Origin of the sequence: Brevibacillus sp. 1238 (genome assembly GCF_029892995.1) — a bacterium.
Classification (GTDB): Bacteria; Bacillota; Bacilli; order Brevibacillales; family Brevibacillaceae; genus Brevibacillus; species Brevibacillus parabrevis.
Genome location: NZ_JARXWC010000011.1, coordinates 129,346 through 147,548 on the forward strand (window position 1 = coordinate 129,346; position 18,203 = coordinate 147,548).

24 protein-coding genes and 1 riboswitch are annotated in these 18,203 nt (G+C 52.3%); of the genes, 10 read left to right on the forward strand and 14 right to left on the reverse strand.

What is annotated here, in order from left to right; genetic code table 11:
• Window positions 1-107: 107 nt before the first annotated feature.
• Genes M2298_RS21785 through M2298_RS21795 form a run of 3 tightly spaced genes read left to right on the forward strand, consistent with a single transcriptional unit; the run spans window position 108 to window position 3,332 of the window.
• Window positions 108-1,385, forward strand: a complete 1,278-nt coding sequence (locus M2298_RS21785) for an efflux RND transporter periplasmic adaptor subunit (protein WP_173597122.1) — start codon at window positions 108-110, stop codon at window positions 1,383-1,385.
• Between the two features lie 40 nt (window positions 1,386-1,425).
• The gene (locus M2298_RS21790; protein WP_280649096.1) at window positions 1,426-2,145 is read left to right on the forward strand and encodes an ABC transporter ATP-binding protein; all 720 of its coding nucleotides are present in this window, start codon (window positions 1,426-1,428) and stop codon (window positions 2,143-2,145) included.
• A complete protein-coding gene (locus M2298_RS21795) occupies window positions 2,142-3,332 on the forward strand; it encodes an ABC transporter permease (protein WP_122966243.1) in 1,191 nt (396 codons plus the stop codon). Before M2298_RS21790 ends, M2298_RS21795 begins: the two co-directional genes overlap by 4 nt.
• Before the next feature lie 49 nt (window positions 3,333-3,381).
• Here M2298_RS21795 and M2298_RS21800 read toward each other — a convergent pair whose 3' ends face one another.
• Genes M2298_RS21800 through M2298_RS21810 form a run of 3 tightly spaced genes read right to left on the reverse strand, consistent with a single transcriptional unit; the run spans window position 3,382 to window position 4,034 of the window.
• Window positions 3,382-3,558, reverse strand: coding sequence for a hypothetical protein (locus M2298_RS21800; RefSeq protein ID WP_167470375.1), 177 nt, complete (start codon window positions 3,556-3,558; stop codon window positions 3,382-3,384).
• A 51-nt stretch (window positions 3,559-3,609) separates the two neighbouring features.
• On the reverse strand, window positions 3,610-3,756 hold the full coding sequence (locus tag M2298_RS21805) for a hypothetical protein (RefSeq protein ID WP_167470376.1): 147 nt from the start codon (window positions 3,754-3,756) through the stop codon (window positions 3,610-3,612).
• The gene (locus M2298_RS21810) at window positions 3,756-4,034 is read right to left on the reverse strand and encodes a DUF3886 domain-containing protein (protein WP_173597123.1); all 279 of its coding nucleotides are present in this window, start codon (window positions 4,032-4,034) and stop codon (window positions 3,756-3,758) included. Before M2298_RS21810 ends, M2298_RS21805 begins: the two co-directional genes overlap by 1 nt.
• Window positions 4,035-4,133: 99 nt before the next feature.
• Here M2298_RS21810 and sspK point away from each other — a divergent pair, with 99 nt between their 5' ends.
• Complete coding sequence (sspK, locus tag M2298_RS21815) at window positions 4,134-4,265, forward strand: small acid-soluble spore protein K (RefSeq protein ID WP_063230518.1); 132 nt, start codon at window positions 4,134-4,136, stop codon at window positions 4,263-4,265.
• A 28-nt stretch (window positions 4,266-4,293) separates the two neighbouring features.
• On the opposite strand, the gene M2298_RS21820 is transcribed toward sspK, so the two are convergent.
• Window positions 4,294-5,130: a glycosyltransferase family A protein gene (locus tag M2298_RS21820; protein ID WP_122966245.1), complete on the reverse strand. Its 837-nt coding sequence runs from the start codon at window positions 5,128-5,130 to the stop codon at window positions 4,294-4,296.
• 230 nt (window positions 5,131-5,360) lie between these two features.
• On the opposite strand from M2298_RS21820, the gene M2298_RS21825 reads away from it, so the two are divergent.
• From M2298_RS21825 to M2298_RS21840, 4 genes are all read left to right on the forward strand, one after another.
• Window positions 5,361-5,714: a DUF3905 domain-containing protein gene (locus M2298_RS21825; RefSeq protein WP_122966246.1), complete on the forward strand. Its 354-nt coding sequence runs from the start codon at window positions 5,361-5,363 to the stop codon at window positions 5,712-5,714.
• A 109-nt stretch (window positions 5,715-5,823) separates the two neighbouring features.
• A complete protein-coding gene (locus M2298_RS21830) occupies window positions 5,824-6,123 on the forward strand; it encodes an iron-sulfur cluster biosynthesis family protein (RefSeq protein WP_063230523.1) in 300 nt (99 codons plus the stop codon).
• Between the two features lie 66 nt (window positions 6,124-6,189).
• Complete coding sequence (locus M2298_RS21835; protein ID WP_122966247.1) at window positions 6,190-7,305, forward strand: site-2 protease family protein; 1,116 nt, start codon at window positions 6,190-6,192, stop codon at window positions 7,303-7,305.
• A gap of 224 nt (window positions 7,306-7,529) precedes the next feature.
• Entirely contained in the window at window positions 7,530-8,870 is a 1,341-nt protein-coding gene (locus tag M2298_RS21840; protein ID WP_122966365.1) for a hemolysin family protein, read from the forward strand.
• A 158-nt stretch (window positions 8,871-9,028) separates the two neighbouring features.
• Here the strand turns inward: M2298_RS21840 and M2298_RS21845 are convergent, their stop codons facing one another.
• From M2298_RS21845 to M2298_RS21855, 3 genes are all read right to left on the reverse strand, one after another.
• Window positions 9,029-10,006 carry a cation diffusion facilitator family transporter gene (locus M2298_RS21845; RefSeq protein WP_122966248.1) on the reverse strand — a complete coding sequence of 326 codons (978 nt, stop codon included), beginning with the start codon at window positions 10,004-10,006 and terminating at the stop codon, window positions 9,029-9,031.
• Between the two features lie 116 nt (window positions 10,007-10,122).
• On the reverse strand, window positions 10,123-10,437 hold the full coding sequence (locus M2298_RS21850; RefSeq protein WP_122966249.1) for a DMT family transporter: 315 nt from the start codon (window positions 10,435-10,437) through the stop codon (window positions 10,123-10,125).
• The gene (locus M2298_RS21855) at window positions 10,434-10,787 is read right to left on the reverse strand and encodes a DMT family transporter (protein ID WP_122966250.1); all 354 of its coding nucleotides are present in this window, start codon (window positions 10,785-10,787) and stop codon (window positions 10,434-10,436) included. The genes M2298_RS21850 and M2298_RS21855 overlap by 4 nt, the downstream gene beginning before the upstream one ends.
• A 103-nt stretch (window positions 10,788-10,890) precedes the next feature.
• A riboswitch (guanidine-I (ykkC/yxkD leader) is annotated at window positions 10,891-10,994 on the reverse strand.
• A 151-nt stretch (window positions 10,995-11,145) separates the two neighbouring features.
• Here M2298_RS21855 and M2298_RS21860 point away from each other — a divergent pair.
• Entirely contained in the window at window positions 11,146-11,607 is a 462-nt protein-coding gene (locus M2298_RS21860; RefSeq protein WP_173597124.1) for a low molecular weight protein-tyrosine-phosphatase, read from the forward strand.
• A 29-nt stretch (window positions 11,608-11,636) separates the two neighbouring features.
• Here the strand turns inward: M2298_RS21860 and M2298_RS21865 are convergent, their stop codons facing one another.
• The 3 genes from M2298_RS21865 to M2298_RS21875 all read right to left on the reverse strand — a co-directional run bounded on the left by M2298_RS21865 (window position 11,637) and on the right by M2298_RS21875 (window position 14,266).
• Window positions 11,637-12,446 (reverse strand): alpha/beta hydrolase family protein, encoded by an 810-nt coding sequence (locus tag M2298_RS21865; RefSeq protein ID WP_173597125.1) that lies wholly within the window; start codon window positions 12,444-12,446, stop codon window positions 11,637-11,639.
• A gap of 118 nt (window positions 12,447-12,564) precedes the next feature.
• On the reverse strand, window positions 12,565-13,527 hold the full coding sequence (locus M2298_RS21870) for a hypothetical protein (protein WP_173597126.1): 963 nt from the start codon (window positions 13,525-13,527) through the stop codon (window positions 12,565-12,567).
• Between the two features lie 184 nt (window positions 13,528-13,711).
• Complete coding sequence (locus M2298_RS21875; protein WP_173598667.1) at window positions 13,712-14,266, reverse strand: DJ-1/PfpI family protein; 555 nt, start codon at window positions 14,264-14,266, stop codon at window positions 13,712-13,714.
• Window positions 14,267-14,424: 158 nt separating this feature from the next.
• On the opposite strand from M2298_RS21875, the gene M2298_RS21880 reads away from it, so the two are divergent.
• A complete protein-coding gene (locus tag M2298_RS21880; RefSeq protein WP_122966255.1) occupies window positions 14,425-14,847 on the forward strand; it encodes a winged helix-turn-helix transcriptional regulator in 423 nt (140 codons plus the stop codon).
• Between the two features lie 28 nt (window positions 14,848-14,875).
• Here M2298_RS21880 and motB read toward each other — a convergent pair whose 3' ends face one another.
• The 4 genes from motB to M2298_RS21900 form a co-directional block, all read right to left on the reverse strand.
• Window positions 14,876-15,685 (reverse strand): flagellar motor protein MotB, encoded by an 810-nt coding sequence (gene motB, locus M2298_RS21885; RefSeq protein ID WP_063230540.1) that lies wholly within the window; start codon window positions 15,683-15,685, stop codon window positions 14,876-14,878.
• Entirely contained in the window at window positions 15,678-16,493 is an 816-nt protein-coding gene (gene motA / locus M2298_RS21890; RefSeq protein ID WP_122966256.1) for a flagellar motor stator protein MotA, read from the reverse strand. The genes motB and motA overlap by 8 nt, the downstream gene beginning before the upstream one ends.
• A gap of 155 nt (window positions 16,494-16,648) precedes the next feature.
• Complete coding sequence (locus M2298_RS21895; protein WP_063230543.1) at window positions 16,649-17,380, reverse strand: ZIP family metal transporter; 732 nt, start codon at window positions 17,378-17,380, stop codon at window positions 16,649-16,651.
• Window positions 17,381-17,553: 173 nt separating this feature from the next.
• Entirely contained in the window at window positions 17,554-18,156 is a 603-nt protein-coding gene (locus M2298_RS21900) for a flavin reductase family protein (RefSeq protein ID WP_173598668.1), read from the reverse strand.
• Window positions 18,157-18,203: the final 47 nt, after the last annotated feature.

Here is an 18,203-nt window from a genome sequence, read left to right on the forward strand (position 1 = left end):
AATCGTGAACGATTCGGCAAAAGTGTTACCTTTTTCCATGCCTTCCGTAAAACTACTTCGAGCAATGAAATAATGGTTTCTTTTTAGAACAACAAGGGGAAATGAAAATGAAAAAACGGTGGTGGATCATCGGTTCCGTTGTCATCCTGCTAGGAGCAGGGTTCGTTGGACTCAACATGATGGGTTCTCAGCAAGCCATGGGCATGCCCGTCAACATCGGAACACCGACCAAATCAGCTCTGGAAAGCAAAATCTTGACCTCCGGAATCGTCATCGTGGAGGACAAGCAGAAGCAGTATGCGAATGTGAACGGCACGTTGCGCGAGTTCGTCGTCAAAGAAGGCGACAAGGTCAAAAAAGGCCAAGTCATCGCCAAAATTGACACGACCGATGTGGACAGCAGACTGCTTGATCTCGAAGCGCAGATGGAAGTCGCAAAAGCCAATCTTGCCAAAGCCCAGATCGGCGTAGAGCCGGAAGAAGTAGCACAGGAGCGCGAGCGGGTCACGCAGGCACAGCGCGAGTACGATGCGGCCAAGCGAGAATACGACCGGATGAATCAATTGTTCTCCTCAGGCGCTTCGACGCAGCAGGAAGTCGACAAGGCGAAGTCTATCTTGGACAACGCGCTGTCCGCCCTCAATGTGGCGAAACAACAGTCCGCCCTGAAACAAAAAGGGCCGCGCAAAGAAGACATCGCCGCTCAGCAGGCACAAATCAACAAACTGGCCGTCGAACGGACTCAACTGGAAAAAGAACGCGTCCAGAGCGTTGTCGTCGCACCTGCGAATGGAACCGTTATTGGCGTCGCGGCGGACAACGGCCAATACGTCAACAAAGGCACGGAAATTTTGACACTGGCTAATCTCGACAACCTGCTCATTCAGGCTGACATCAACGAATCGGATGTCGGCAAGCTGAAACTCGGACAGACGGCGACCATCGAAGGCATTACGCTGGGCAAACAAATGCTGAATGCCCAGATCACCCGAATCGCCCCGATCGCAACCACCAGCCAAAGCAGTTCGGGCCAAAGTGAGAAGACCCGCGTCAAAGTCATCCTCAAGCCGCAAGGAGATTTGAGCGCGCTCAAGCCAGGCTTCCACGTGGACATCAACATCTTGGCGGAAAAAATCGATAACGCTCTGCAAGTTCCGATCGAAGCTATCCAGCAGGAAGCGGACGGCAGCACTTTCGTCTGGATATCCGAGAACGGAATCGCCAAGAAACAGAAAGTCGCCACAGGCACTGAAAATGAACTGTTCTCCCACATCAAGCAAGGTCTGAACGGAGACGAGCAAATCATTTTGGGACCTGTTGAAGCGCTGAGTGAAGGAGCGCCTGTCATGCCGATGAGCGGCGGTCCCGCACCAATGGGCATGTAACGACTGGATGTGTTCCACGTAAAAAGGAGGTCAGCCGACAATGCTTCAGGTAGAAGGCTTGACGAAATCATACAAGACTGGCGATAGCACCCTCCCTATTTTGAAAGGTGTATCCTTGCTGGTGGAACAAGGCGAGTTCGTCGCCATCATGGGACCATCAGGATCAGGGAAATCGACGTTCATGAACATGCTGGGCTGTCTGGATCGCCCGGACACGGGAAGCTACATTCTCGACGGGATTGAGGTAAGCAGCCTCAATGACAAGCAGCTCGCCTACGTACGCAATCAAAAAATCGGCTTTGTGTTTCAGTCGTTCAATCTGCTCGCCCGCTCCACTTCCCTGCACAACGTAGAGTTGCCGATGATGTACGCCAACGTCAGCCGTTCGGAAAGACGCAACAGGGCTACAGAAGCGCTGAAACGAGTAGGGCTGGGCGAACGCATGCACCACAAGCCTACTCAACTGTCCGGGGGTCAAAAGCAGCGCGTCGCCATCGCCAGAGCGCTGGTCAACCGTCCCGCCATCCTTTTGGCAGACGAACCGACAGGAAACCTCGATAGTCGCTCCGGTGTCGAGATCATGTCGATTTTTCAGGAACTGCACACTCAAGGCGTCACGATTATTCTCGTCACGCACGAGATGGACATCGCCCAGCACGCCGAGCGAATCGTCACGTTCAAAGACGGCATCATCATCCGCGATGAGCGGGTAGAGGAACGCGTTTTCTCTACCCCGAATGACGAGGTGATTGTCACGTGAATTTTATGGAAAGCTTTTACACCGCACTGGAGGGCATCTGGGCCAACAAAATGCGCTCGGCCCTGACCATGCTCGGCATCATCATCGGGATTACTTCCGTCATCGCCGTTACCGCGCTTGGGGAAGGCGGACAAAAAGCAATCAACGACGAGATGGAAAAATTCGGGCAAAACACCTTCAACGTCTTCATTAACTGGGAGACAAAAGAAAAAATCGAATCCGACGACCTGACTATCGATGACGCTGCTGTCCTGGGCAGAATCAGTCCGGCAATCGAGTACATCGTCCCTTACAGCGGAACGACAATCGAGTTGAAGGGGCCGAAAAAAGAAGAGCGGGCCAACCTGACCGCCACCACGGCGGATTATTTCAACATCCAGAAAAGAATGAAAGTAACAAAAGGCCGCCTGTTCAGCGATACCGATGACAAAGAACAGCGCGCTGTCGTCGTGTTGGAAGACAAGCTTGGCGAGAAGCTGTTCGGACAAATGAATCCGATCGGTCAGCGCGTTCGCTGGGGAAACAATTCCCTCGTCGTCATCGGCACGTACTCAGAGGAAAAATTCAAGTTTGACATGGGCCAGGAAACATTCGGCGCCGTAGTCCCCATCCAGTATTACAACTCCCTGCTGGAAGAACCGTCGATCCATTCGTTTATGGGTACGGCTGTCGACAAAGCTTCCGTCAACTCGGCCATGCAGCAGGCCAAGCAATATTTGACGCGCAAACACCAAAAGAACGACCATTACATGGTTCGCAGCATGCAAGAATCGGTTGACCAGTTCAATCAGCTGACTGGCACGCTCACCTTGATTTTCAGCATCATCGCCGGGATCTCGCTCGTAGTCGGCGGGGTCGGCGTCATGAACATCATGCTCGTCTCCGTCACCGAGCGCACGCGGGAAATCGGGATTCGCAAAGCGCTGGGGGCGAGGCGAAGCGATATTTTGATTCAGTTTCTCATTGAATCCATCATCGTCTGCCTGATCGGCGGATTGGTCGGCGTCCTGTGCGGACTTGGCATCGCCGCCTTGATCTCGCATTTTGCCAACCTTCCACCGCTGCTATCGTGGAACAGCGTATTTATCGCGTTTGGCTTCTCCAGCGCTATCGGCATCTTTTTCGGGCTTTATCCAGCCAACAAAGCTGCCAAGCTCGACCCGATCGAAGCGCTGCGTTACGAATAGACCGATACAAAAAACATGCACCTGTGCAACTTTCGCCACAGGTGCATGTTTATGTTGGAAACGTATCTGTCATCAGCTTCAAAAGAAAAAAAAGCGCAATCCCGACGCTCGCGACTGTCCACCAGAGCGTTTTGCTGTCAGTCTTGTCTGCCTTGTAGATACCGCTCAGCTTCCAGGTGCCTACAGCTACACAGAGGAGACTGATCAGGAGCAGGATTGTCCCCATGATCTCCCTCCTTTCCCCTCTCCTAGCTATATGGGGATGGAGGGAAAAAAATCACTCCTTGGGCTGCTTTTTCCCCAACCGGCCGAGCACCTGGCGACCGCGCTGCTTGAGCGCCTCGTCTTTAAGCGCAAGCTGTCGCTTTTTCATCAGGCCGTTTTTCGAAGTATCCGGACGATCCGGTTGTTTGTCGTCGCGCATCAGCTGAACTTGCCTCCGCCTTTTTTCTCATAGTCATCCAGCAGCTCGGCAAAGCTTTTGTTGCGCTCGCGTTCTTCCTGTTCGCGGCGTCTTTGTTCTTCAGCTTCCTTTGCCTTCCGCTCGTTTTCTGACTTCATGTCTTTTTCCAGCTGCTTCAGCTTCGATACCGCATCTGCGTTCAGCATGTCCTTCAAGCTGCCAAGCGAAGCCTTCGCTTCTGTTGCTGCTTCCTGCGTGTGACGCTGGTTTGGTTGCTGTTTTTGTTTTTTCTTTGCCATTTGAACTGCCATCCTTTCCCTATCGAACTAACGCCCTCATTCTCCGTCCCGTTTTGGGTCATACTACTTGTAAGCTTCGCATTGAGAGGAGGACGAAACATGGTGCGCAACAAAGCAAAAGACTTTGGAAAAACCGCAGAAATCCGCGGCCCGAAAGCTCAATCCGAGGCCATCCGTTCCAACGGTTCCATTAATAGTGAACCACAAGAAAGGTTAAAAGAAAACCGTTAGGCCAAAAGTTTAACCGCCGGGCTTGGTATCACGCCCGGCGGTTTTTATTGGGAGACATGCTCTTCGGACTGGCTCTTTTTTGCACCGACTCTTGCCTCAGGACGGTCAGCTTGTCATCCAGTTGAAAGCGGCAACCGTTTTTGACCAGCCTTTTGGCCAAATCCCGCTCCATGGCGATGCGCGGCAGCTCCTTGAACAACCCGGCCCGAAGCAAGTGTTCCTTGCGCAGCGAGACGTGGTGGGTATCAAACAGCGCCCATGGCGAGCGATAACGGGTAAGGTGCGGCCCGTATTTTTCCCGGATTGCCAGCCGCTTCTGCGCCATCGGACAAGGCAAGCCGATATGAAAAGGCAGTTCGTTTACGATCTGGCTTTCTTCCAGCAGCGGGATCGGTTTGACAAGCGTATGCGGCCGTTTGATGTGCGGGTATTGCTCCAGCCAAAGCTGGCACTCCGCGTGCTGGATCTCTGTAAACCCTGGCTCATACACGGAATATATCCGCTTACGATCCTGTCCGAGCAAGACAAGCTGACTGGCTTTCTCATGCGCCTGCTGATGGACGCCGATGAATGAACGCGGAACAAGCATGTGGCTGGCCAGAAACACAATCAGTTCGCCTCGCGCAAGCTTGATCCCCGAATTGAGCAAATAGGCGAGCGGCTTTTGTTTGCGAAGCCGCACATAGTTCAACGAAAAATGGGCGGTAAATCGGGACAGTTTTTCCGCCGTCTCGTCCGTTGAAGCGTTGTCAAGGACGATCACCTCAAACTGTTCAAACGCGCAAAATTGCAGGTTGAAGCCGAACAGGGTATACAAGAGCTGATCGTCTGCATCTTTGGCAGGAATGACGACACTTGTCAGCATCGAATCTCCCCCCTTTTTCTGTGAAAAACGTCAAGCCGCTTTTCATGAAAGTGGATGTTACCGTTTTGTTTTGTAGCATATGCGGCAGACCATCATTTGGGCTGGGCTTGGCTCACGACCCGACCGCCACCGTATAAGCAACGAAAGTGTGATGCATGCTAAAAATGATGGCTGCCTCTCTTGGCGAACCTTTCGGCTGTATGGATAAGTGGATAAAGGAGGTTCAACGAATGGACAACGACCAGAAGCATCGTGAAAAAACAAAGGATATTTCCCTCGACGGAACCTTGCCGCATCAGATCAGCGCCCCTGATTTCAAAAAATCGTCCCGCTCCATCCAGCGACCTTTTGTCAACGAATTTGGCGTCGTGATCGGAGACAGCTTGTACGAGTCCAAAGAATCCCCGTTGAACAACTGGAGCACGGACACGGACCCTTCCATCATGGCTGGCGACCAATGGGTGCATCCCACCAACGATATCGGCTGGAACTCCTACGAAAACAAGGAGCTGCTGGAAGACAAGCCCATAGGCAATGCCCGCTTTATGCATCCGACGAAAGATGTCAGCAAAGGCAAGGATTGATTGAGCTGTCTTGAAAAAAATCGCCCATTCGGAAAAGACACACTGACCGAATGGGTGTTTTTGGTTTGTATGTTACAATGGGCTTGAAGAGACAGAAAGGAGCTGGCCCATGAGCATCACACTTGCGATAGCGCCTGCATTTTCGCTCGCCTATCAACGATATTCCGAATTTCGTCCAGGTGACACGCTTCGCCTGTACGTGCGGACAAGCGGTCCTGGAACGGGCGGGCTTTTCTACGCGATTGAAAAAGATGAAGCCATGCCTGACGACGCCATTTTCGAAGTGGAGGGCTTGCGCTTTGTCATCCGCCCTGCCGATTTCTGGTACTTCGATGGCGGTCAGCTTGACTTTGACCCTACATACGGCGAATACGGCTTTCGCTTCTTCAACCCGCGTCTGGCGGACTAGCAGAAACTTTTCTGGGCGTCATCCGTATGAAAGAGAGACTGCCATGACGTATGGGAGGAGCGTTTCATGAAAAAGAGCGGTTCGATTCTTTTGGCCGTCGGCGCTTTTTTGCTGGCCAATTTCAAATGGTTAATCGGTATTTTGAAGTTCTCCAAATTCGGCGCAACCCTTTTGTCGATGATCGTCAGCCTCGGGGCGTACGCCATGATTTACGGCTGGAAGTTTGCCGTGGCGATCGTCTACCTGATTTTCGTCCATGAGATGGGGCATGTCATCGCTGCCAAGCGCAAGGGCATTGCGACTTCGCCAGCCGTCTTCATCCCGTTTGCGGGTGCTTTTATATCGATGAAAGACATGCCGCGCGATGCGAAAACAGAAGCGTATCTCGCTTATGGCGGACCGCTTGCCGGGATGATTGCCTTTTTGCCTGCCCTGCCGCTTTACTGGTGGACGCAGGACCCGTTCTGGGCATTGGTCATCTACCTCGGTGCCGTACTCAACCTGTTCAATCTGTTGCCCGTCTCCCCGCTGGATGGCGGACGGATTGTCTCTGTGCTTTCCACAAAAATCTGGTTCGTTGGACTGATCGGTCTGGGGATCATGCTGTTTACCAATCCAGGCCCGATTATGGGACTCATCTTCATCCTCGGTCTGATTACTTGGTGGAACCGCCTGCGTGAAAACTACCAGCATCAGGTGCTGCAATACGAACGGGAACAAATCGAAAAGTTCATGCACGATATCGCCAAATGGCCTGAACTGGAAACGACATGGGACATGCGCGTCAGCATGAACGAAGAAGTAAGCGCACTGAATCAGGCTGAGCCGGACAAACGCTTCCTCGTCCCGTTCCTGCATGACGAAAAGCGGCTGGCACGCGACCAGAAGCGGCTGGATAAAGTGTATATGAACAGAAAATGGGAACTGTTCAAGCAATGGGAGCGCGAGCCGATCATGTTCATCGAGTCGGACCCGCTGCGTCCCGCTCCGTCCCAGGCACTGCAAGAAGCCGAGCAGGCAGCTCGCCAGCGGCTGGCGGAAGTCGATGAGCAAATGCATCGGCTGACAACGTATTATGTCGCTCCGGCCTCGACCAAGTGGAAAGTGCTGGCTGCTTACCTCGGGCTGGCCGCTGTTTTGTCGGCGTTCTTCGTCTACGGACAGCAGCTTTTGCACCGCTAATCCAGGCTTTGCTCCGACCGTCCGGTTCGTTTGGACCGGACGTTTGACCTTCTGTGACCTTCTGTGGGCGCAAAAACGTGCGCTACGCATACCTGAGAGTCGCTCTTCCCCAGCAAGAGGTCAGAAACGCCCGCCATGGTGATTTATCGCTTTTGAGAGTTGGCGCCAAACAGAGTAAAATAGGAGTGTACTTTCATAAAATTCCAGAGAGGATGACTTTTTACTTGGACAACGTCCCGATAGTGCTCAACCTGCTGCTTGTGATATTTCTTGTTTTTCTGAACGGCTTCTTCGTCGCCGCAGAGTTCGCTCTCGTCAAAGTGCGGCAAACGCGCTTGACACAATTAGTGAATGAAGGAAACAAACGCGCTGTATACGCTCAAAAAGTAACGCAAAAACTGGATGGCTATCTGTCTGCCTGCCAGGTCGGGATTACTCTCGCCTCGCTCGGACTGGGTTGGGTCGGGGAACCGGCTATCGCCCATATGATCGTCGAACCGCTGCTTGGTTCAACAGGATTGCCTGCCTATGCGATTTCTGCGATATCTTTTGGTATAGCGTTCGCGATTATTACCTTCCTGCACATCGTCTTGGGTGAACTGGCTCCGAAATCATTGGCCATTCAAAAAGCAGAAGAAACTTCGCTGTGGGTTGCCGCGCCATTGATGTTTTTCTATAAAATGCTTTACCCGGCGATCTGGTTTTTGAACGGAACCGCCAACGCCCTGATGAAACGACTTGGATTCGAAGCGATCTCGGAACATGAAGCAGCTCATACCGAAGAAGAAATCCGCATCCTCGTCAACCAAAGCCACCAAAGCGGTCATATTGACCAGACTGAATTGTCGCTGGTGGAACACGTTTTCGACTTTTCCGAAACCTTGGCCCGGGAAACGATGATCCCGCGAATTGACATGGTTTGCTTATATAGCACGAATACATTTGAAGAAAACTTGGAGATCATCCGCACGCAGCGACACACCCGTTTCCCTGTAGCGGCTGAGGACAAAGACAACATCATCGGTTTTGTCCACGCCACCGATTTTTACCTGGCGGCCCTGCAAGACGGACGTGTCAAGCTGGATTCGTTGCTCCGCCCTGTTCTGACGGTTCCGGAAACCATGGAGATCAGCACAGTCCTGCGCCTGATGCAGAAAAAGCGCTCGCAGCTCGCGATCGTCATCGACGAGTACGGCGGTACAGCTGGTCTGGTAACGATGGAGGACATTCTGGAAGAAATCGTCGGAGATATCCAGGACGAGTTCGACGAGGAAAGACCGGAGATCGAAAAGCTGGATAACGGCCTCTCCGTTTCCGGCATGCTGACGCTCGCCGACTTGAACGATCATATCCCGTTCGAGCTGGAATCCGAGGATGTAGACACGATTGGCGGCTGGCTGTACAGTCAACTGGAAGAAGATATCGCGGTAGGCGCTACAGTCGAGTGGGAAAACTACTTGTTCACCGTCAAGCAAATGGATAATCACCGTGTCACCCGCGTGTTGATTACGCCGATTAAAAACGACGAATCGCCGCAGCAAGAAGAGCTTTTGACCGTTTCCTGATCAACGAAAAGCCACTCCCCTTAGCAACTAGGGTGAGTGGCTTTTTTTGTGTGAAAAACGCCTCGATGTTTTTCTAGATATTGGATGATTCTGTTTGCGGTCAACAAAACGGTCACAGCTGTATTGTTATGTGCATCTCCGTTTTGGTTTCGGCTGAGTCAAGTCGTTTCCAAGCCATCCGACTGCTTCCAGTCTTGCACGCCGTTGTCCTCCAGTATGCCCATCGTTACGTCACTAATATCAGGATCGGTCAGCAGACTGTCGCGAATGCGGTATTTAATGTCGTCCGCTACCGCAAGAGTCAGACCCGCTCGCAGCTCGACATAGCATTCTACGTGGTAAAAGCGGCCTTCCTGGACAATTCGCAGGCGATTGATATCCGTCACATCCGGATCAGCAAAAATAATCGCTGCCACCCGGTCTTCGACTTCTTTTGGAGCGGCGACCCCAATCAAGCCGACCATGTTGTCGTATCCTACCTTGAACGCCACCCCGACCATCAAAATGCCGATCATGATCGTAGCGATACCGTCGAGCAAGGCAAACGTCGTAAACTGTGTCACCACTACCGCGATCAGAGCCAGGAGCGCTCCCGTCGTCGCTACGATATCTTCGTAAAAGACAAGCCGTGTCGGCGGCGCCGCGCGTCCCACATGGCGAAACGCAGCAGGCACAATCCCCCAGCCTTTTGCCTCGACGCGAGTCTCGTGCACGATTTCTTTCATCGCCTTGACCAACACCAAGCCATCTACGACAATCGCCAGAAACAAGATGATAAAATTAAGCCAGAAGTGGCTGGCGTGCGCAGGCTCTTTGAGCAGATGAATGCCTTCCATGACCGTCTCGTACGCCATGATCGTTACGACAATGACTGCGATCATGCAAAACAGGTTGATGACCCGACCAAATCCGGTCGGAAAGCGCGGCGTCGGCTTCTTTTCCGCCAGTACGCTGCCGAAAAACACAAAGCCCTGGTTGACCGCGTCCGCAATCGAGTGCATAGCCGAAGCGAACATCGCCCCGCTGCCGCTGTAGGCTGCGGCAAAGCCCTTGACAATCGCCAGGCCGAGATTGCCCAAAGCTGCTGTCGCTGAAGATGTGTTTCCCTTTTTTAACGTTGTCCAAAAAGAACTCATCCTGCCCGTATCCTCCTCGGGAAAAATCCTGTTTCTTCGTTTATTATTCCCCGTGAAAGCACGTCGTTCCTTTTTCAATAAAAGGAAAAAGGCAGCGCCGACCGCTTTGGCAGCCTTTACGCCAACAATTTCAGCCCCGCCACGGACACGATGACCAGCCCAATGAAAACAAGCCGCAGCGCATCTTTTGGCTCCCCGTAAAACAGCATTCCGACCAAGGCGCTTCCTACCGTGCCGATTCCCGTCCATACGGCGTAGGCGGTACCCATCGGAATCCCGTTCATCGCGATCGACAACAAAATGAAGCTGAGCGAAAATCCGCCGAGCAGAACAGCCCATGAACGCAGCGACGGCCGCTGGTTCACCTGCGAAATCCCCATGACGCCTACCACTTCAAACAACCCGGCAAAAATCAACGATACCCATGTCATGCAACTTCCCCCTCCTTGTGCGAATCTCCTCCATGTTCATGCGTGACCACCTTCAAGCCGATGATGCCCGCCAGCAACAGAGCAATCAGCCCAACTTTCATCCAACTGAACGGCTCCCCGAAAAAAGCCATCTCAACAATCACTGTGCCCGCCGTGCCCAACCCGACAAAGACAGCGTACACCGTGCTCGTCGGCAGCCGTTTGCCTGAGTAGATCAACACAGCGAAGCTGATCATAATAGCAATCGCCGTCAGTGCCCACTCCCACAATTGGTCCGCGTATTTCAGCCCTGCTACCCACATCACCTCAAACACGGCGGCAAGCACGACCAGCAGCCAGTTTTTTTGCATCGTAACCCCTCCTTTTTATATCGTTCCCCAAGTGCAACTCGCAGGCTCACCCGGGCTTTTTCCCACATGCAAAAAAAGCCACGGGCGAATACCGTTACAGATATTCTCCCGGGCTTTTATCCCTCCGTGTACACGGCAAACGCCGTGGGTTTTCTCTCGGTCCAGTCCGGCCACTGTCTGGCTCGCGGAACCCTAGAAAACTCAACATATGCAATTTGACTCATGGGCAACTGGCTCCTATTGTAGCAAAAGCCAAACGATTTTTGCAAGATTTTCGCAAGGGCAGCTACTTGTGCTATTCTAACTTACGTAAAGCAAAAGCTCGTCCCAAACGAAAACAAGCAAGGAGAATAAGCCGATGACGAATGTATTGTTTGTGTGCCTGGGAAATATTTGCCGCTCCCCGATGGCAGAAGCTGTTTTTCGCCATCTTGTCGAACAGGAAGGGCTGAGCAAAGAAATCAGCATCGACTCTGCCGGGATCGGCGGCTGGCATGCCGGAGAGCGTCCGCACAAAGGCACCCAACAGGTTCTCGACGAAAAAGGGATCGCTCACGACACGTTGCGCGCCCGGCAAATCAAGCACCACGATTTTTCCGAGTACGACTATGTCGTCTGCATGGACGAAGAAAATTTGGCGGCGCTCACCCAAATGGCTCCGTCAGGCAAAAATGTGCACCGCCTGCTGGACTTCGCCAGCTCCGTACAGGAGCAAAACGTGGAAGACCCTTACTACACCGGGCGTTTCTCCTACGTATACGATCTGGTGGAAGCTGGCTGCCGCGGCCTTTTGGCAGAGATCAAAAGCAAAAAGGGATAGCCCTCCGTCTGGGGGCATCCCTTCTTTTTTTACACAGCTACGGTCTTTTCCTCCCACAGCCTGCCCAGCCAGCTTACCGTGCTGCCGATCAACTTGCTGTAGCTGTCTGCGGAAGAAAATGTATGATCGCCGCCGACAATCACTTCTTTTTCGCACGTTCCCCTTCTGCGCAAGTGCAGCTCCCGCTCGTAATGAAACATCGCATCGACTGCAATGACGTCATCGCGATTGCCGTGCAGGATCAGCACATCTCCTTCAAACTGCTTGACGTGGCGCAATGGCTGAGCACCGTTCAACGACTGGAAGTAGCGTCCGGAAAGCAAGTAGCCATTATGGTCGGTGCTCCCCAAAGAGAGTGCTTCCTGATACTCTTTTTCCCCGACGATCCGCACGATGTCTTCAAACGGCTGGGCTACCGCAGCCCACAGCACCATGGAATGAATCCGTCTGTCCTGACTTGCCGTCAAGGCCGAGACAGCCCCGCCAAGGCTGTGCCCGAGCAAAATAATCCGTTCCTGGTCTACCCGTTCCAGCGCAGCAGCGTAATCGAGCACATCGCGTGTCTGCTTGAGCAAAACGTCCAGCCCGCCTGCTCCGTAATCCCCGTCGCTTTCTCCGCATCCGCCATAATCAAAGCGCAAAACGCCAAACCCGTGAGCGGCAAGCTCTCTGGCGGCTTTTACAAACAAGCGGTTGACGCCGACTCGACTGCCGATAAAGCCATGGCAGATGACAACCAATGGGTATTTCGCAACCGTCCTGCCGTTTTGCTGCTCTGGCTCATGCAACGTTCCCGTCAACATAACTGTCTCGCTTGGAATATGTAATGTCCGTTCCAAAGAACTCACCTCTTTTATTTATAGTATTCCGAGTAGTTTACTTTGTTATTGACTATATTATCTCCTGTCCTGGCGAAACTGTCAAGAGTCGCCTGCGTTTTGGCACAGGCGACTCTTTTTATGGCTGAAGCGATTTGCCGATTCTTGCTTGCAGCACTTCAAGCAGCTGCATCCATTCCCGTCCTTGCTCGGATTCTTCGTTGCCAGCATACTGGTGCTCGCTTGGATAGAGCGAGTAAAAGACGCCCTCTTTGTTCTCCCCGATTTTCGTCAGGAAAGGATGCTCTTGATAATAAGGCAGCTTCGCCTGCTCCTTCGTCAAGCGGACAACCGTCGCCAACGGAACGTCCTTTTTGGCTACTGTGTCCTTGTAGTAAAACTGCACGCTAGACGGGTTGCCTTCTTCATTTGGCAATGTCGCTTCCGCGATTTTCAGCTTGCCCATCACTTTTTCCGGCAACAAAATCCGGTAGCCGAGCTTGCTGTCGTAAGCCTTCATCGCTTCGAAAGTCTTCTCGATGTTTTGATCGTTCAACGACTCAGGCGTATTCCAGATGCCTACCGATTTGTCCGATGCAGGTGCAACACTCTCGACGAACCATTGGTCACCCTGCTGGCTCACGACGAGAATCGCCCGATCCGTGCCGAATTTGCCTGTGGAAGTCACCAGGTCAAAATCGATCTGGTATTTCAGCTTTTGATTTTGCCCGCTGCCAACAGAATCATCCGTTATGCTTGCGACCGTAAAGCCTTCCACCCACGGACTGGATGCGCCTGTCACCCAATGGGCGTTCTCCAGAGGAGCTTTCAGCCCAGAACGCGCCTGCTCTGTCAAGAGCGCGTATTGCAGCGCACCGTTTCTCAGTTTGACAGCCTTTGCCCAAGTCTGGGCCGTATCGTATGCAGAAGTAGGAATAATCCCGCTCTCCAGCATTTTCAATTGCTCGCTCACTGAACTTTGAACAACTGCCGGTTTTTCCACTGCTGCGGCGCTGGATGGCTGCTGCACAATCGTCACGACGGAATAAGCCGTAACCCCGATTGCCAGTGCCGAACCTAACACGATGATTTTTTTCAACATTTCTGAACGCCTCCCAGTTGATCCCATGCCTGTATCGTACAGGCGAAAAATTGACTTGCACCTATTAGGACGCAACAACTGCCGTTTTGTAACGCAATTGCCTGGAAAATATTTGTGTTCACTAAAAATGAAAAAGCCGAAACCCGTCAGCTAACGGGAATCGGCTTTTCTCTTCGCTGTATGGTTACGCGTTGACCTGTTTGATAAACTCTTTCATCAAAGCAGGCAGATCGTTCCAGGCGTGCCCGGAAATCAAGTTGCGATCTACGTGGAAGCGCGTCTCGATGTACTTCGCTCCAGCCGCTTCAACCTCTGGACGGCAGGCAAAATATGCGGTCATCTCGCGTCCTTTGATTTCGTCTGCAATTACCGTAAGTGCCACACTCGCATGACACAAAATCATAATTGGTTTATCATGTTGGAAGAAATGACGGGCGATCCGGGCAAAATCTTTGTGCAGCCGGATATGCTCAGGGGCGCGTCCGCCGGGAATAATCAGGGCAGCGTACTCCTGCGGATCAATCTCTTCGAACGACGCATGTGCTTCGATCTGGTAGCCGCGTTTTTCCGTGAAAGTTTGCCAGTCTTCAAAATCGTGCACAACGGTATGAAGCACCTTCTTATCAGTTGGCGAGGCAATGGTCACTTCCAAGCCTTCCTCCAGGCAGCGATAATACGGATAGTAGGCTTCCAGCGCTTCCACTGCGTCGCCTGTCAGAATCAATACTTTTTTAGCCATGGCGGCTTCCACTCCTTTATTTATAAGCAATGAGGTTGTTGCGTATCAACAAGGCTTATTATACAGGCGTGCGCCAGCCAACATAAGAATGCACTTTTTTGTGCGGTAGTTACCAAAAGGATACTTATGGACAATGCTGTAGCAAAGGGAGAAAAACCATGCTTGATCTGAGAAAAGAAACGATGGAAAAAATCCGCAACGGCGATTTCACTTGCTCCAAGGAACTGACGCTGTCCATGTTCAGCGGGAAGTGGAAAGTCGTCATTTTATGGCACTTGGGCGTAGAAGGCCCGCATCGCTTCAGCGAGCTGCAACGCCTGTTTCCGAAAATTACGCATAAAATGCTGACGAGCCAGCTCAAGGAGCTGATCGAGGACGGGATCGTCCATCGCGAGGTTTATCCGGAAGTTCCGCCACGGGTGGAGTATTCCATGACCGAGCTGGGAATGACGCTGTTGCCGATCATCGAGCTAATGTACGAGTGGGGCGAAAAACGGATGGAGCAGCTGAAACTGGAATTGGGCGAGCAAACCACTCCTGCCTGCGAATGCCCGGTATCGCCCCAAAATAAAGAAGGATAGCACCCGACTGAGGCGCTATCCTTTTTGTTTACGGATTGACACTGTTTTTTGGCGGGGAAGCCAAATCTCGCAAAATGGCGACCTCTACCCGTCTGTTTTTTGCCCGGCCTTCCGCCGTCGTGTTCGGAGCTACCGGATGGTATTCGCCCATGCCAGTCGCGCTGAATTTCGTCGGGTTCAGGTTTTGGTTTTCGAGAAGCACCTTCAAAAAGTTGACGGAACGCTTGGCAGATAGATCCCAGTTGGACGGGAACTCCGCACGATGAATCGGCACGTTGTCCGTATGTCCGGTCACGGTCACTTTTTTCGGGTGAGGAACGAGCATCGCTGCCATTTCGGTAGCAAGCGTTCTCGCTTCCGGCTTCAGGACAGCGCTTCCCGAATCAAACAAGGCGTTGTCCAGGATCGTGATGAGAAGTCCTTCCTCGGTCAGCTTCGTCTGGAGCTTGTCCTGGAGTTTGTTTTGCTGAATGTAGCCTTCCAGCTGCGTTTGCAGCTTTTTCAAGTCCTCTGTTTCTTTGCGGACTGCTTCTTCCAGCTTTTTCTCTTCTTCCGTCTTCTGCTTTTCCGCTTCCTGTGCGCCTTTATGTACGGTTTGCTGCATCATGTTCGGATCGAGTGGAATCGGGCTAGGCTGATCCAAAACGCCCACGCCGCCGTTCAACGCAACGTTAAAGGAGCGAACCATCTGGTCGAACTTCTTGGCATCCATTTCGCTGGAGGCAAACAATACGATAAACAAAGCGAGCAGGAGGGTGAGCAAGTCCGCGTACGGAATCAGCCAAGACTCGTCCATATGCTCTTCGTGCTGAGCATGTCTCTTTGGTCGCTTAGCCATTTACCGCAGCTCCTTCCTCCCTCTTCTCTTCCTTCATTTCTTCTTTCATCTCGCTGCGCTCGTTGTACGGGATGTACACCAGAAGCTTCTGCTCGATGGCAGCCGGAGAAACACCTGCCTGAATGGACAGAAGTCCTTCCACCATGATTTTCTTGATTTCGATTTCTTGCTTGGATTTTCTTTTCAGCTTGGTGGCGAATGGGTGCCACAGCACGTAACCAGTAAAAATACCGAGCAGAGTCGCTACGAACGCAGCCGCGATCGATATACCGAGGGCGTCGATATCGCTCAGGTTACCCAGTGCCGCAATCAGACCAACTACCGCTCCCAATACCCCGAGGGTCGGAGCGTAGCTGCCCGCCTGGCTGAAGACGAGGGCGCCAGCCTGGTGGCGTTCTTCAATCGCGTGAATTTCCTCGTTGAGAACATCGCGGACGAAATCCGGCTCGCCACCGTCGATGATCATCTTCATGCCATTGCGCAGGAACGGGTCTTCGATCTCATCAGACGTGTTTTCCAGAGCAAGCAAGCCTTCACGACGGGCGATAGATGCCCAGTTCATGAATTGACCGATCAGTTCCCTTTTGGCAGGGAGTTTTTGCTCGCTAAAAATCACCTTGAAAAGGGCAGGAATCCTTTTGATTTCCGACATGGGAAATGCATTGAAAAGGGCGGCAATCGTACCTACGATGATAATCATGAACGCTGCTGGATTCAGCAGGGCCGAGGGACTCGCGTGCTTCAAGATCATCCCGACCACTACTGCGACAATACCTAGGACTATACCTATCAAGGTAGACTTTTCCATCGTGACACTCCCTATTACCATAATCGAAATTTATCTATATTATGGTTTCGGTATTTTTCGCCACTTTTGTGAGGGGTAGTTACATAAAATCCGTATCTTTTCGCAAGAAACTAATAGAGAGGACAAAATGATCGTAGATGTGGGCTTTGACCCGTTTAACCGAAGTGCTGCACCAGGCCGATCATGACCAGCAATCCTACGATAAACGAAAAAGTCGCGGAACGGGCATGGCCGTCTCCGTGGCTTTCCGGAATCAGCTCCTTGTACACGATAAACAGCATGGCGCCAGCGGCAAAAGCCAGCCCGTACGGCACCAGCCCTTTGACCACCGCCGTGAGATAATGGCCGCAAATCGCGGAAACGATTTCGACGGCTCCGGTCATCGTCGCAAGCAAAAAAGCTTTGAACCGGCTCACTTTTTGATTGATGAGAAACAGCGCCACCAAAAAGCCTTCGGGCGCATTTTGCAGGCCAATCGCAAACGCGATCAAGCCGCCAAGCTCCGACTGCTCGCTGGAATAACTAACCCCGACGGACAGTCCCTCGGGTATATTGTGCAAAGTAATCGCCATCAAAATCAGCAGCGCCTGGGAGTCCATCGAAATGTTGACCCTCGTATGCTCCAGATCAATATGCGGAATTACGCTTTCCAGGACAGTCAGAAAAAGCGTCCCGGTAAGCACGCCCAGACAGACGATAATGAACGGGGCGTTGGACATCGCCTGGGGAATCAGGCTGAACGTCGCTGCCGCCACCATGATGCCAGCGGTAAAGGCCAGGAGAATATCCCGCCAACGGTGTGTGACCGTACGGAAAAAGAGAATCGGCAAAGCCCCGACTCCCGTTGCCATCGCGGACAGAAAGCTCCCCATTAAAAGCTGCTCCATGCAAGGTTCCTCCACGAGTCGTTTGTTTGTCATCTGTTCTTGTCCACGTTTCGAAGGGGCGTGAGTATCCCTTTTGTTAGCTTATAATAAAATCAGGGGAAACATGTTAAAAATTTCACTTTGTCGCTGCAAAAAAACGCCAGGAGCACTGGCGTTTTTCTCAAAAAAGAATCTTATGTTTCCGAGCGGTACGTTTTGCCCAGCTCGTCTCCCAGCCCGAAGTAATGACGAAAATTGTAGATCAACGGATTCCACGCCGCAGGATCGATATGATTCGTACCGAGCACAATTCGTCTGTCCGCATGCACGCGCTTGACCTCTGTTTCCACGATGGCAAAAAAGTCGGCGTAGTCGGGAATGCGGATGTTTTTCACGACCGCCTCCAGCTGGAGCGGGCAATTGCCGACCCGCTTTGGCCGCACAAGCTCCGATTCCAGAGCGAACAGGTCGGCAGCATGGAACTTGTCCGCTTCGTGGCGAAAGCCCAGCTCCTGTTTGTACGCTGGCACCGGATTGCGGCCCGTCAGCGGGGCTAACGCTTCTACTTGCCGCCACATGGACGCTTCCGGCAAATTGATCACGCACTCTTTCGTGCGGCGCAAATTTTCCAGTCCTTGCGACCCGTATCCAAGCCCGAGAATCACATGATAGCCGAGCGCCCACGAGGAGGAGATGGGACTGATATTCGTCGTCCCGTCCTCGTTTTCGGTAGTTAACAAAACAACAGGTGTACCGTAGTACAAAATTTTTGGCTGGATCGCAACATGGCTCGTCATCGACGAAACCTCCTTCATACGAAAATAAACGCTTTATGCATTCATTT